Origin of the sequence: Flavivirga rizhaonensis (genome assembly GCF_004791695.1) — a bacterium.
Classification (GTDB): domain Bacteria; phylum Bacteroidota; class Bacteroidia; order Flavobacteriales; family Flavobacteriaceae; genus Flavivirga; species Flavivirga rizhaonensis.
The window spans coordinates 180538-194396 of record NZ_SRSO01000001.1 but is presented as its reverse complement, the minus strand read 5'-3'; the positions used below and the strand labels follow the sequence as shown (position 1 = coordinate 194396).

The window sequence follows — 13859 nt, the reverse complement described above, 5'->3', positions numbered from 1 at the left end:
TGTTTATTTTTGCAATCAAATTGTATTTGTGAAAAAGTTAAAAGAACGTTGGGGCATTGAACATAATTGGCAAATTATAATCATTTTATGTGTATTTGCTATTACTGGATCGACTGCTTCCTATATAGGTAAACCTATTTTAAACTTTTTAAATATTACACCTGAAGCATTTGGAAGTTTTGGATATTGGACCATCCGAATTCTTTTATTATTTATTGTGTACCAATTTATGTTAGTATTTTTCGGATGGCTTTTTGGACAATACAAGTTTTTTTGGAACTTCGAAAAAAAAATGCTGCGTAGAATAGGTTTTAAGCGGTTTTTAGATTAGTGAATCAAATAAAACAACATATTATATTTAGAATAATAACCCTCTGGTTGGCTATTACCCTACTAGTGCCTACTGTTGTTAAGTTTGCTCATATTTTCACTCACCATGAACATGAAGTTTGTTTAGGGGAAGCAAAGGCACACTTACACGAAATAGATTTAGATTGTGAGTTTTATAAATTCAAACTAAGTAACCAATATTTACATTTATTTAAATATGATGATATCATAAATGTTTCATCTTATTTTAAAATTCCAATATTAACATACAAATTTCTTAATAATCATCGGCAATTATCTTTTTCTCTTAGAGGTCCACCTGTTTTAGTTTAAAATGTACATTTCTTTAAACTAAATATATTTATAATAATGAAATATTATATATTGATTGTGGCTTGTTGTTTCATCAACATAGTTCATAATCAAAACTGTGACTCCAGATTTTATGGAGAAGTTCATGATTTTCATGATGGTTCGCCTATTATAGCAGCTACCATTTATATTGAAACACTAGACAAATACACTACTACAGATATCGATGGGAAATTTTCTATTGCAAACCTCTGTGATGGAAAATTAACCGTCTCAATATCGCATTTGGGTTGTGAAACAAAACGATTAGACATTCAAATTAATGGTGATTCGTTTTATGTTATAAATTTAGAACATCATATAGAAGAACTCAACGAAGTTAAAGTTGAGGGGAAAACAATCACTAAATTAACTAAAACATCACAAGAAACACTGTTAAAAACGGATGCTATTGAACGTTTCGGTGCTTTTAGCTTAGGCGATGCATTAAAACAAATTAGTGGTGTATCTTCTATAAATACAGGCAATTCAATTGTAAAGCCTGTTATTAATGGTTTGCACAGTAGTAGAATAATAGTGATGACAAATGGTGTTCGTTTGCAAGATCAAGAGTGGGGTATTGAACACGCTCCAAATATTGATTTAAACACTGTAGGAAGTGTTAATGTAATTAAAGGAGCCGATGCTCTGGCTTACGGTGGAGATGCTATTGGCGGTGTTATTGTTTTGCAACCCTTTAATGTTAGTTTAAAAGATTCGCTTTACGGAAAAACAATTATTAGTGGTCATACTAATGGTAGAGGCTTTAGCTTAAATTCCTCATTAACAAAAACCTACAAAAAAGGTTGGTATTTAGGTGCACAGGCAACAATGAAACGTTTTGGTGATTTTGAAACGCCAGATTATAACCTTACTAATACGGGATTAAACTCAAAAGGGTTTTCAATTAAATCTGGTTATAAAACCTTTGAACGAGGTTTCAATATCTATTACAGTTATTTGAATAATGACATAGCAATATTAAAATCATCGCATATTGGGAGCATTGAAGATTTGGTAAATGCAATCAATAGTCAACAACCATTAGTGGTTGAAGATTTCAGTTATACTATCGAAGCACCACGACAAGATGTTACACATCAAATTATTAAAGCCGATTTTTATAAACGGTTTAAAAAGTTTGGACGTTTACAGGTACAATATGATTTTCAAAATAATCAACGTTTTGAGTATGATATTCGAGTTGGGGATGATAGAGATAAACCCGCAATTGACTTGACTTTAAAAACACACACCATTAGAACAAATTTAAAAGTTGATTCTAAAAGCGATAGAACTTATAAATTTGGACTGAATGTAGGGTATCAAAACAATTTTGCAAATCCTGAGACTGGTGTTAGGCGCTTGATTCCTGATTACGATAAATATGATGCTGGGGCTTTTGCTATTTCAGATTTTAGATTAAGCGAGAAAACCAATTTAAATTTTGGGCTTCGTTATGATTTTAGTCGCATAGACGCTAAAAAATTCTACCTTACGAGTCGTTGGGAAGAACGAAATTATGATGCAGATTTTAGTAATATTGTTATTGATGATTTAGGGTCCCAATTGCTTACCAATCCTGTGTTCGATTATCATAACATATCAGCTTCAGCTGGAATAGCTTATAAAATTAATGATAATAATTCATTTATTTTTAACTATGGGTTATCCAATAGAGCGCCAAATCCTTCAGAGTTATTTAGTGATGGCTTACATCATTCTGCCGCTAGGATTGAGTTGGGTGATCTACGTATGAAGCAAGAAACATCAAACAGAATTTCTGGAACATATAAATATAACAGAAATGCATTATCAATAAACCTTGAAGCATTTTACAATCATATTAACGATTATATTTTTATAGAACCAACGGGAACCGAGTTAACCATTCGTGGGGCATTTCCTGTTTGGAGTTATAATCAAACCAATGCCTCGTTATTAGGTTTGGATGTTACTGCTAATTATAAGTTCAACGAACACTGGTTGCTTAATAATAAATCATCCTTTATTAAAGGAAGAGATTTAACAAAAAAACAAGCTTTGATTGATATGCCATCATTCAAAACAGTTAATATTTTAGGCTATTCAAATAAAAAATGGTTACAGCTTAATACTGAATTACAAAGTGAATTAGTTTTAAGACAAAATGAGTTTCCAGATAACAACTTTGATGTTTATATACCCACAATAGATAGTGAGGTCTTATTAGATATTAGTTCGCCGCCACCAACCTATCATTTATTGCATTTTCAAAGTGATATAACTCTAAATTTATCAAAACAAACAAACCTGAATATAGGTTTAAATATTACTAACCTTTTTAATACTTCTTATAGAGAATATCTTAACCGATTAAGATATTTTGCCGATGATTTAGGAAGAAATATTATGTTACAAGTAAAGTTTAATTATTAAAAAAATAAACCATGGATACATTAAAAAATAATTTAAAAAGTACATTTTTAATCTTATTATCAACTTTTATACTTACTGGATGTTCAGATGATGATAACCCTGAAGTTGTTATTCAGGAAGAGGTCATAACAACATTAACAGCAACCTTAGTTCCTGATGGAGGAGGCACTTCTATAACTTTTAAAAGCCTCGATTTAGATGGTAAAGACGGGCCTAATCCTCCTGTGTTTACAGTATCAGGAGATTTACTTGCTGATACTACATATAATGGAAGTATGGAGATATTAAACGAAACCGAATCTCCAGCTGAGGATGTTACTGAGGAAATTAAAACGTTAGACGAAGAGCATCAATTTTTCTTTCAGGCAACAAATAGTATAGCTACATTTACTTATGTTGATTTTGACGGTGATAGCAACCCGTTAGGGTTAGAATTTACACTTACAACTTCTGCAACTCCTGGTTCGGGAACGATTACTATTACACTACGTCATGAACCTAATAAAAGTGCTAGCGGCGTTAGCGATGGTGATATAACTAATGCTGGTGGAGAAACAGATGCACAAGCTATCTTCCCTATTACTGTTAAGTAAATAATAAAGGTTAAATAATAATAAACGCCCCGATTTTAATAAAATCGGGGCGTTTATTATTACTCCCGCTATGCTAACATAAGTGATATATAAATACATTAAAGGCAAATATGATAATGATATCAAATCTTAGCAAAACCTTTTCAAATAAGGTATATTTAATATGGGAAGAAATATTAGTTTGGGAATCACGTATAGCATGATGTAAAAAAAATCTTATCTTTGGATGCTATTTCACAAACACAATCAGATTGAATAAATATTGTTTTTTTATAGCATGTCTTCTTGTTTCGTTTAACATAAATTCGCAAAACAGTAGTTTTGATGTGATGTTAGATAGCATCCATAGGTTACGAAGGTTGTCTGAGAACGAAAAATCAGATCTAGACGCCAAATTTAAGTATGCAAAATTTGCAAGTGAATTATCATATAAAACTAAGATAGATTCTATTATTCTCAAATCAAATACAAACCTAGCATATTTATATGTACTTAAGAACAATCTGGAGCAATCAAAAAAATTATTAGATAAAAATTTAAAACTAGCATATAAATTAAATGATTCTTCTTATCCAATATTAGATACTTACTCACTATTAGGCTACTATCACCATATAATAGAAATACAAAACGATAGTGCCTATTATTATTACAATAAAGCCCTTAAAATTACTAGAAAATTAAAAAATGTAAGCACTGAAATTGATATACTAAATAATATTTCTAACTTACAATTTAATGAACACAATTATGTTAATAGTAATGCTAATTTAATTGAAGCAATAAATAAGATAAATTTACTTCCAAAGAACAATAAAAACCTTGACAAAATATCTTACTTATATAATAGAATTGCTCTAAATGCAAAATATCTAAAACTCTATGATAAAGCTATTGAATATCATAAAAAAGCTTTATCAATTAATAATAAAATATCTGATGAACATGAGATTAGTATTTATGTAAATAAATTCAAAAACTATTTAGATATCAAAATCAATTTAGCAGAAGCATATAAAGAAAAAAAAGATTATAAGAAGACTTTATTTATATATAAAGAATTACTTGAAAACAAAAGCTTATTAAAAAAAGATCCTTTATCATATGTAGCTATTCTAAATAATAAAGCATACACTCTATTTCTAGCTAAAAATAATAACACAAAATATATTAATTCCCTTTTCAATAAAGCTTATAAAATTAGTGATAGTTTAAATGCTTTATACGAAATAGCTTCTGGCGGTAATGATATGGCTGAATTTTACTACACCGTTAATAAAAAAGATTCAGCACTTATACTTTCAAAAAGGTCGTACCGTATTGGTAAAGAAATTAAAAATCATTACGAGGTTTCCAGGTCTTTATTAATGCTTTCCAAAATTAAAAAAGGAGAAGCGGGAAAGCAGTACCTATACGAACATATAAAACTTAATGATAGCCTTCTTGACATTGAACGGGCTTCCAGAAACAAATTCGCCAGAATCCAATATGAAACAGATAATTATATTGATGAAACAAAACGTTTAACAACTCAAAACATTTTAATCGTTGTTATTGGACTTATCATCATTTTAATTTTTATACTCATTCTTATTATAAGAATCCAAATTACTAAAAACAAAATGTTGAGCTTTGAGAGTGAGCAACAAAAGGCCAATGATGAAATATATAGCCTCATGCTAAGACAACAAGCAAAAGTTGAAGAAGGCCGCCTTTTGGAACGGCATCGCATTTCGGAAGAATTGCATGATGGTATTTTAAATAAGCTTTCTGGTTCCCGATTAGGATTAGAGTTTTTGTCTATGGATGAAGACAATCCAAACAAAAAAAATTACAGTTTCTATATTAATGAAATTCAATCTATTGAAAGAGAAATAAGAGACCTTTCCCATGAATTAAAAAATACATTATTAGATGCCGATAAAAATTTCATTACCATTCTGGAAGAATACATTCATAATCAAAGCAAACTCAATACTTTCACATATAGTATAAACCAAAATAACGTCATCTTTTGGGAAGATATTAATGATTATATAAAAATCAATCTATACAGAATCATTCAAGAAGCTATTCAAAATACTATTAAGCATGCAAAGGCGACTAACATTACCATTAATTTCTCTATAAACTCTAATAACTTGCGTGTTGAGATTATAGACGATGGTATGGGTTTTGATTCAACTCAAAAAAATGATGGCATTGGGTTAGTAAATATAGAATCCAGGATATCAAAACTTAAAGGTGAACTTCAAATTATATCCAAACCTAAAAATGGAACCGTATTAAAGATACAAATACCGCTTTTTAAATCTCTATAATCTCCTCTTTATTTTTAAAAACATAGGTGTATAACCACATAAGCGTAAATGTTGGGATCACATCCAAACCAGGTAACGCTTCTTCTGTAAAAGCTATAACACCTGCAATTTTACCAGCTTTCCCTTTATATAATCTAGTCATAATATAACCCGATAAAGGCGCCCAAATAATATCCGAAAACTCACCAATTCCAGGAATTACGAAAGAAATGTATCCAATAGCATCTAAACCAATACTTAAAACTAATTTTTTGTATTTTTTCATTAAGTAATATTAATACAATAAGATACGCAAGAAGCATACCAAAACCTTTAAATATAAACTACTTCCCTATCAATTTTAAAAACTCGTTCCTCGTTTCAATTTTCTCAAATTGTCCCCTAAAACCCGAAGTTGTTGTAATAGAGTTTTGTTTTTGCACGCCACGCATCATCATACACATATGAGAGGCTTCAATAACCACGGCAACTCCTTGTGGTTTTAAAGTATGGTTTATACAATCTAAAATTTGCTCAGTTAAACGTTCTTGTACTTGCAAACGTCTTGCAAAAACATCTACAATTCTTGGCAACTTACTTAAACCGACAATTTGTCCGTTAGGGATATAGGCTATATGAACTTTCCCAAAAAAAGGCAAAATATGGTGTTCACAAAGGGAATACAGCTCAATATCTTTTACAATAACCATTTCATTATAAGACTCCTTAAACATAGCACTTTTAAGTATCTCGACAGGATCTTGATGATACCCTTGTGTTAAAAACTGCATAGCTTTTGCTGCGCGTTCTGGAGTCTTTAATAGTCCATCGCGATTGGTATCTTCTCCTAAGTCTTTAATAATATTTTCATATCTTTCCTTAACATCATCTGTCACTTGCATGTTGTACTCTTCAAATTTCTTATATGGCATAGCGGTTTAGTATCTTTTTGAGTTTAAAAACATAATGTTTAAAGTTAAGCAAATTTCAACTTTAATTAATAAAATTAAAATTTTAACGACAGATTCTAGTTATAATTTGGGTAATATTGATTTTGAAACAAAAGTTAACTTCAGTGCTTGGAATTTAGACCTCCAATGTTCACAGCAATTTTCTACTGGATCTAAATTATAGTACTTTATCGAAATTATTTATTTAATGAAAGAACCGCTTCATAGGACACCTACTTTAAAGGCCTTAACACCTTATTCAATTAGCCTATTGATTATACTTTTCAACTTCATTTTATCTGTTTTATGGCTTATAATAACCTAAAAAATGCTTTTAAAAATAAAAGTAATGGCTAAATCGTTGCTAATAAATCTATAAAGTAGTATTTTCAGCGTTCCAATTATTCAAAATGATTCAGGCAAAAAATATTCATAAATACTATAATGATTTACACGTACTAAAGGGTGTAGATATTAATATAAAGAAAAGTGAAGTTGTTTCTATTGTTGGGGCATCTGGAGCTGGAAAAACGACCTTATTACAAATTTTAGGGACTTTGGACTCAGCTTCTGCTAATAGTAAGTTTGAACTAAACATAAATGATACCAATATTAGTGATCTTAATGACAAAAAACTAGCTAAGTTTAGAAATGAACATATTGGTTTTATATTTCAATTTCATCAATTACTTCCAGAATTTACAGCTTTAGAAAATGTATGCTTACCAGCCTTCATTAAAGGTACTAAAAAAGCCGATGCAGAAAAACGAGCTATGGAACTTTTAGATTTTTTAGGCTTATCGCATCGGTACGATCATAAACCAAATGAGTTATCTGGCGGTGAACAACAACGTGTTGCAGTTGCAAGAGCATTAATAAATAATCCAGATTTAATTTTTGCAGATGAGCCTTCTGGTAATTTAGATAGTGAGTCTGCCGAAATGCTACATAGTCTATTTTTTAAATTACGTGATGAATTCGGGCAAACCTTCGTCATTGTTACACATAATAAAGAACTAGCTGATCTGGCCGATAGAAAATTAACGATGGTAGATGGTAAAATTATTAATTGATTACATTTTTCTACTATTTCAGTAATGAATTGATTGATTAGTACTTCAACATAATATAACACTTGAACAAAAAAGACCTCAAAGACTTTCTAGATGCTAAAGTCATTCAATATAACAACCCCAAGTTTATTGAAAGTGACCCCATTCAAATTCCACATCAATTCAGCAAAAAAGAAGCTATTGAGATCTCAGGTTTTTTAACCGCAACCATTGCCTGGGGAAATAGAAAAAGTATCATCAATAACGCAAAACGTCTGATGGAATTGTTAGACAATTCTCCTTATGACTTTGTTTTAAATCACTCAAAAACTGATTTAGAAAAACTAACGCCTTTTGTTCATAGAACCTTTAATGGTAATGACAGCATCCAATTTATAAAATCACTCAAGCATATTTATAAAAACCATGGTGGATTAGAATCTGTTTTTTCAAAGCATGTAAAAAAAGAGTCCCTACAAGTATCTATTTCAAAATTTAAATCAACATTCTTTGAAATTGAGCATTTACAAAGAACACAAAAACATATAAGTGATCCTTTAAAAAACTCCGCAGCAAAACGCATTAACATGTTTTTACGTTGGATGGTTAGAAATGACAACACGGGAGTTGATTTTGGTATTTGGAAAACCCTCTCGCCTTCTCAATTATCGTGTCCTTTAGACCTACACTCTGGGAATGTAGCTAGAAAATTAGGCTTATTACATCGTAAACAAAATGATGCTAAAGCCTTATTCGAATTAGATACTGCTTTAAGAGAATTAGATGCAAATGACCCTGTTAAATATGATTTCGCTCTATTTGGATTAGGCGTTTTTGAAGGTTTTTAATATCTCTTCATTCAAAGCTTTTACAAAAGATTATCATAAAAGCACAATTCTTGACTAGTGCCCATAAAAAACGATTGACAAACTTACAGTCTATCAATCGTTAATTTGAAAACATTTTTATAATGAATTATCCTTTCAACCAAGCCTTTCTCAATGCCTTTTGAGCATCAGTAGCATCGGTTTTTTCTATAATGGCCTTACCATTAGTATACGATTGTGTGGTGGTAGTTTTTATTACAACTTCTTCACCTCCTCTTTCTAATTTTACTTCAATGTCTTTTCCTGGTTTCCACATAAAAACATCTTGTAATATCTTGTTAGCGTTTTGAAATGTTAAAGCCGCACCATCAACAGATTTAATAACATCATTGGCTTGTACACCTTGTTCTACCCAAAAACTATTCTTTAATACCATATCTGTAAAAAATATGGTACCGTTTTCCGGATCTCCACTTACTATAGGTGCGCCATTCATTAATATGTAATTAGCTTTTATTTTAGCTTCTCCAAATTCCAAACCGGCTTTTTCTAAAAAATCATTATAGTTTATTGGTGTGTCTCCAATAACATGCGTATCGAAAAACTCTCTTAACGACGGGTAAGTCATGGCTACAATTTCGTCTATTAGCTTATCATCTTCAAATGGTTTGTTTTTTCCATATTTATTCGATAGCTCTTTCATTAATGATAAAATCCCTCTATTCCCATTACTTTCTTCCCGCATCAATATATCAATACACATACCAATTAATGCGCCCTTTTGATACACGTTTAAATATTGATCTTTATAAGGATCTTTTAAAATATTCTCACTCATTATGGTAAAACTCATAGTATCATTCAAGGCCTTAGACTGTTGGATTTTACTCATAATTTTATTATAAAACTCAGCCTCCTCAACAAGCCCTTGGTTTACCTGAAATAACGTTGCAAAATATTCTGTTACACCTTCATACATCCATAAGTGTTTCGAGAAAGTCGGATTATTATAATCAAAATAATGCACATCTTCAGAATGTACACTCAAAGGCGTTACTATATGAAAAAACTCGTGAGATACTACATCTATCATACTTTCTTCTAAAGCTTCTTTTGGCATAGATTCTGGCATCACAACCACTGTAGATGTATGGTGTTCTAAAGCTCCAAAACCTTTTGGAGATTCATCTTTACCTTCAGACAAATACAAATAAATATCATAACGTGGTGTTGTATTTACATTTCCTAAATACGTTTTTTGAGCTTGCATCATTTTAAAGATAGTCTCCTTTAAAGATTTAGCAGAATGTATTTTATTAGGAGAATATACGCTTAGTACAATTTTAATATCCCCAACTTGAAATTCTTCAACATCTAAATTACCATACATCATCGGGTTATCAGTAATGTCAAAATATCTGGTGGCAAAATAACTAGTCGTTATGTTTTTCCCATCCTCACTAGTTTTCGAACCTACAGTTTGTAGTGCAGAAGTACGTACAAAATCTGCTGAAGCTGTAACATCTAATTTATATTGATTGTTTTTTAAAGAATCGAAATACCCTATAAAACCATGTAAATTCAACACGTAATTATCAGGCTCTATGTTTGTTCCTGATGGCGAAAAAGGAGTGTCTTTTCCTATCCCCCCTTTAACTTCTATATCATAAGTATCATTTACTAAATAAGTAATTTTATCTAATTTCTTGGCATTACTAATAGACCAAGTATTAGTATCTACCTTATTTACCGGCATCTCATTCCCATCATAATCAATAGCCTTAAAATCATCAACATACTTACCAAAATCACTTACCGAATAGGTTCCTTGTATTACTTTTGGCAAACGGTATGTTACAGTTTCCTCTGTAAAACGTCCAGGATTAATAGTTACTGGTGCTTTATCGTTATCGATACCTGTTAGATTTATTGATGTTGCTATTGGCAAACTTGTTGCTAAATCATTTTTTGTATTCTTTGTAGAACTACAACTGGCTAGTAAAATGCCTGCAAATAGTGCAGCAAATGTCTTAGTATTCATTTAATTAAATTTAGTTTTTTTATTGACGCACAAAATACCACTATGTTACGGTCTCTATTCTTAAGGTTATGTTAAAAAGATAAATTATATTCGCCTAATGCAAACCCCTTTAGTTAGTATACTTATACCTTTCAAGAACACAGAAGCCTATATAGAAGCCTGTTTAGTTTCTATATTAAATCAAACATATACTAATTGGGAAGTACTTATAATAGATGATTCTTCCTCAGATTCTAGCTTTAGTATTGTTGAAAAATTTGCAAAAAATGAGGACAGAATAATTCTTTTAAAAAACAAAGGTACTGGTATTATTGATGCGTTACGATTAGCCTTTAAACATAGTAAAGGAGCGTTTATTACCAGAATGGATAGTGACGATATTATGCATGCTTGCAAATTAAACGTATTAGTAACTAATTTATTAAATCACGGAAAACAACATGTGGCTACCGGATTGGTTAATTATTTTTCGGAAGAAGGCATTAAAGAAGGCTACAAAAATTATGAAGTATGGTTGAATAACTTAACCAAAACAGGAAATAATTATTCTGAAATTTATAAAGAATGTGTCATTCCTTCCCCTTGCTGGATGATTCATAGAAATGATTTAATAGCATGTGATGCTTTTAACCCAGATAGATATCCAGAAGATTACGATTTAGCATTTCGGTTTTATAAACACAATTATAAATGTATCCCTTGTGACACTATTATACATGACTGGAGAGATTATAATTCCAGAACATCTAGAACGCACGAGCACTATGCAGAAAATCATTTTATTGACATAAAACTACATTACTTCTTAGAATTAGATTATAACCCTAATAAATCGCTTGTTGTTTGGGGTGCTGGCAACAAAGGAAAAATAGTCGCTAAAACGCTTATTAAAAAAGGGATTCCTTTTGAGTGGATTTGCGATAACCCAAATAAAATAGGAAGAGATATTTATGGTACCATATTAAAGCCTTTTAATGCTTTAAAAGACATTAAGAACCCTCAAAGTATTATCACTGTTGCTAATAAAGATGCACAAATAGAGATTAAGAATTATATGGATACGCTAAGTATGAAGAATATTTATGATTATGTTTTCTTTTGTTAATACCAATAAAATTAATCGTCAGACAAAAAAGTTGTAAATATACCGTTATCAAAAAGAAGGTTTCACAGTAATTTTGGCAGCAAATAAAACTAAATTAATTATGAAATATTACGGATATTCAAGAAAAATTGCTGAAAATTATAATTATTTAATATCGAATAAACTATCAACCGCAACATGCCTTTCAACAGTAAAGCCTTCTGCATGCTCCACACCTACCAGTCTTCCTAAATCTCTAGCCCTATAAATAATACTATCTGTAAAGTTCTTGCTAGAAATAGGTGTTTCTGGTTCTTTACTATTACTATCATAAAACTGCGTTTTGTAGGCTAGTACAGATGCCATTTTTTTATCTATGAACCCTGATATGTCAACAGCTAAATCTGGTTCCGAATTTTTCCATTGTATATAGTGATATACTTGCTTAGGTCTCCACGGGTCCTGCTTATCTTCCCCATTATTAGTTTCAATTTTAATTAATCCGCTTAAAAAACAGGCATCACTAACCAACTTGCTTCCTTTTCCATGATCAATATGTCTGTCATCAATAGCATTGCAAAGCACAATATCTGGTTGATATTTACGAATCATTTTTATGATTTTTAATTGATGTTCTTTATCATTAATAAAAAAACTATCTGCAAACCCCATATTAACACGAAAATCAACACCTAATATCTTGGCTGCATTATTAGCTTCAACATCCCTTATTTCTGCAGTTCCCCTGGTTCCTAACTCGCCTCTTGTTAAATCTATAATACCAACTCTTTTTCCGTTGGCTACTTCTTTTGCTATGACGCCACCACAACCTAATTCCACATCATCAGGATGTGCTCCAATAGCAAGAATATCTAATTTCATAATATATATATTTTAGGTCTTTATTTTTATTTAGCGAGTCTTAAAATTCTAAAAGCCCCCTGAATTACTAAAACAAAAACAATAGTTCCTATAATTAAATCTGGTTTGTTTGAATTTAACCAGGTTACTAAAATTCCAGCAATGATAACACCCAGATTAATAATCACATCATTTGATGTAAAAATCATACTCGCTTGTATATGTACTTCTTCTTTATTTTTTGTCTTTTGCAGCACGTATAAACAGATGCCATTTGCTATAAGTGCAAAAATAGAAACAATTATCATAGTTGAGAAATCTGGTAATACCTCTTCACTTAAAAATCGCCTTAAAACCTCAAAAAAACCAATGGTTGCTAGTATAATTTGGAAATAACCTGCAAGTTTAGCTATTTGTTTTTTCTTAATAAGTGTTCCGCCTACAGCAAAAAGGCTAATACCATAAACAAAACTATCTGCAAGCATATCTAAACTATCTGCCACAAGTCCCATTGATTTAGAAACTATACCTGTAGTCATTTCAATAATAAAAAAACAGAAATTAATACTCAGTACTGTCCAAAGCAGTTTTCTTTGATTAACTTCCACTTTAAAGTGAGTTTGATTAGTCTGTTCTGTACTTATTCTTGTAGCTCCTAAATTTAGTTCAACTATAGACTTTTCAATAATATCAATGTCTTTTATATGAAACACAAAAAGTTTTCGATTTGGTATATCAAATTCTAAATTCTTAATAGACTCTATACCTTCTAGTTTCATTCGAATTAAATTTTCTTCAGAAGGGCAATCCATTTTAGATATCTTGAATTCTGTTTTTTCCACCTATTTTATTAATTATTTACTACCCCTAAACTTATATTTATTAAATATATAATAAATCATTAAAAACTCAATACTACTCTTACGTTTTCGTATTCATTTTCTATACAAAACAGCACTAAATTTTCATAATTCTCCAAAAGCAAAGCTACTGGAAAAAGCATGACATTAATCATAATTATTAGCGATAATCAGCTGTAATTTTACTTTAAA

At 30.6% G+C, this 13859-nt stretch carries 12 protein-coding genes; 7 read left to right on the top strand and 5 right to left on the bottom strand.

Annotated features, from left to right (window positions below):
- The first annotated feature begins 28 nt into the window (after positions 1-28).
- The 4 genes from EM932_RS00670 to EM932_RS00655 all read left to right on the top strand — a co-directional run bounded on the left by EM932_RS00670 (position 29) and on the right by EM932_RS00655 (position 6013).
- Entirely contained in the window at positions 29-331 is a 303-nt protein-coding gene (locus tag EM932_RS00670; protein WP_135874445.1) for a DUF6787 family protein, read from the top strand.
- A gap of 368 nt (positions 332-699) precedes the next feature.
- Positions 700-3099, top strand: a complete 2400-nt coding sequence (locus tag EM932_RS00665; protein ID WP_135874443.1) for a TonB-dependent receptor — start codon at positions 700-702, stop codon at positions 3097-3099.
- An 11-nt stretch (positions 3100-3110) separates the two neighbouring features.
- Entirely contained in the window at positions 3111-3692 is a 582-nt protein-coding gene (locus EM932_RS00660; RefSeq protein WP_135874442.1) for a type 1 periplasmic binding fold superfamily protein, read from the top strand.
- A 329-nt stretch (positions 3693-4021) separates the two neighbouring features.
- Positions 4022-6013 carry an ATP-binding protein gene (locus EM932_RS00655; protein ID WP_145988290.1) on the top strand — a complete coding sequence of 664 codons (1992 nt, stop codon included), beginning with the start codon at positions 4022-4024 and terminating at the stop codon, positions 6011-6013.
- Here EM932_RS00655 and EM932_RS00650 read toward each other — a convergent pair.
- Both EM932_RS00650 and folE read right to left on the bottom strand, forming a co-directional pair.
- Positions 6000-6278 (bottom strand): hypothetical protein, encoded by a 279-nt coding sequence (locus tag EM932_RS00650; RefSeq protein ID WP_135874438.1) that lies wholly within the window; start codon positions 6276-6278, stop codon positions 6000-6002. The two genes, EM932_RS00655 and EM932_RS00650, sit on opposite strands and share 14 nt — an antisense overlap.
- A gap of 58 nt (positions 6279-6336) precedes the next feature.
- Positions 6337-6924 carry a GTP cyclohydrolase I FolE gene (gene folE / locus EM932_RS00645; protein ID WP_135874436.1) on the bottom strand — a complete coding sequence of 196 codons (588 nt, stop codon included), beginning with the start codon at positions 6922-6924 and terminating at the stop codon, positions 6337-6339.
- A 428-nt stretch (positions 6925-7352) separates the two neighbouring features.
- Between folE and EM932_RS00640 the strand changes: the two genes are divergently transcribed.
- Both EM932_RS00640 and EM932_RS00635 read left to right on the top strand, forming a co-directional pair.
- A complete protein-coding gene (locus EM932_RS00640; protein WP_135874434.1) occupies positions 7353-8015 on the top strand; it encodes an ABC transporter ATP-binding protein in 663 nt (220 codons plus the stop codon).
- A 62-nt stretch (positions 8016-8077) separates the two neighbouring features.
- Positions 8078-8842 carry a TIGR02757 family protein gene (locus EM932_RS00635; RefSeq protein WP_135874432.1) on the top strand — a complete coding sequence of 255 codons (765 nt, stop codon included), beginning with the start codon at positions 8078-8080 and terminating at the stop codon, positions 8840-8842.
- Positions 8843-8969: 127 nt separating this feature from the next.
- Here the strand turns inward: EM932_RS00635 and EM932_RS00630 are convergent, their stop codons facing one another.
- Complete coding sequence (locus EM932_RS00630; RefSeq protein WP_135874430.1) at positions 8970-10862, bottom strand: M61 family metallopeptidase; 1893 nt, start codon at positions 10860-10862, stop codon at positions 8970-8972.
- 97 nt (positions 10863-10959) lie between these two features.
- On the opposite strand from EM932_RS00630, the gene EM932_RS00625 reads away from it, so the two are divergent.
- Positions 10960-11967: a glycosyltransferase gene (locus EM932_RS00625; RefSeq protein WP_135874428.1), complete on the top strand. Its 1008-nt coding sequence runs from the start codon at positions 10960-10962 to the stop codon at positions 11965-11967.
- A gap of 144 nt (positions 11968-12111) precedes the next feature.
- On the opposite strand, the gene bshB1 is transcribed toward EM932_RS00625, so the two are convergent.
- Complete coding sequence (gene bshB1, locus EM932_RS00620) at positions 12112-12828, bottom strand: bacillithiol biosynthesis deacetylase BshB1 (RefSeq protein WP_135874426.1); 717 nt, start codon at positions 12826-12828, stop codon at positions 12112-12114.
- Between the two features lie 26 nt (positions 12829-12854).
- Positions 12855-13649, bottom strand: coding sequence for a cation transporter (locus EM932_RS00615; RefSeq protein ID WP_211344237.1), 795 nt, complete (start codon positions 13647-13649; stop codon positions 12855-12857).
- Positions 13650-13859 lie beyond the last annotated feature (210 nt).

What these genes read in the sequence shown, in the direction of transcription:
- EM932_RS00650 (WP_135874438.1), bottom strand. Translation starts at nt 6,278, where the DNA reads ATGAAAAAATACAAAAAATTAGTTTTAAGTATTGGTTTAGATGCTATT.
- EM932_RS00655 (WP_145988290.1), top strand. Translation starts at nt 4,022, where the DNA reads ATGTTAGATAGCATCCATAGGTTACGAAGGTTGTCTGAGAACGAAAAA.
- EM932_RS00665 (WP_135874443.1), top strand. Translation starts at nt 700, where the DNA reads ATGAAATATTATATATTGATTGTGGCTTGTTGTTTCATCAACATAGTT.
- bshB1 (WP_135874426.1), bottom strand. Translation starts at nt 12,828, where the DNA reads ATGAAATTAGATATTCTTGCTATTGGAGCACATCCTGATGATGTGGAA.
- EM932_RS00640 (WP_135874434.1), top strand. Translation starts at nt 7,353, where the DNA reads ATGATTCAGGCAAAAAATATTCATAAATACTATAATGATTTACACGTA.
- EM932_RS00660 (WP_135874442.1), top strand. Translation starts at nt 3,111, where the DNA reads ATGGATACATTAAAAAATAATTTAAAAAGTACATTTTTAATCTTATTA.
- folE (WP_135874436.1), bottom strand. Translation starts at nt 6,924, where the DNA reads ATGCCATATAAGAAATTTGAAGAGTACAACATGCAAGTGACAGATGAT.
- EM932_RS00625 (WP_135874428.1), top strand. Translation starts at nt 10,960, where the DNA reads ATGCAAACCCCTTTAGTTAGTATACTTATACCTTTCAAGAACACAGAA.
- EM932_RS00630 (WP_135874430.1), bottom strand. Translation starts at nt 10,862, where the DNA reads ATGAATACTAAGACATTTGCTGCACTATTTGCAGGCATTTTACTAGCC.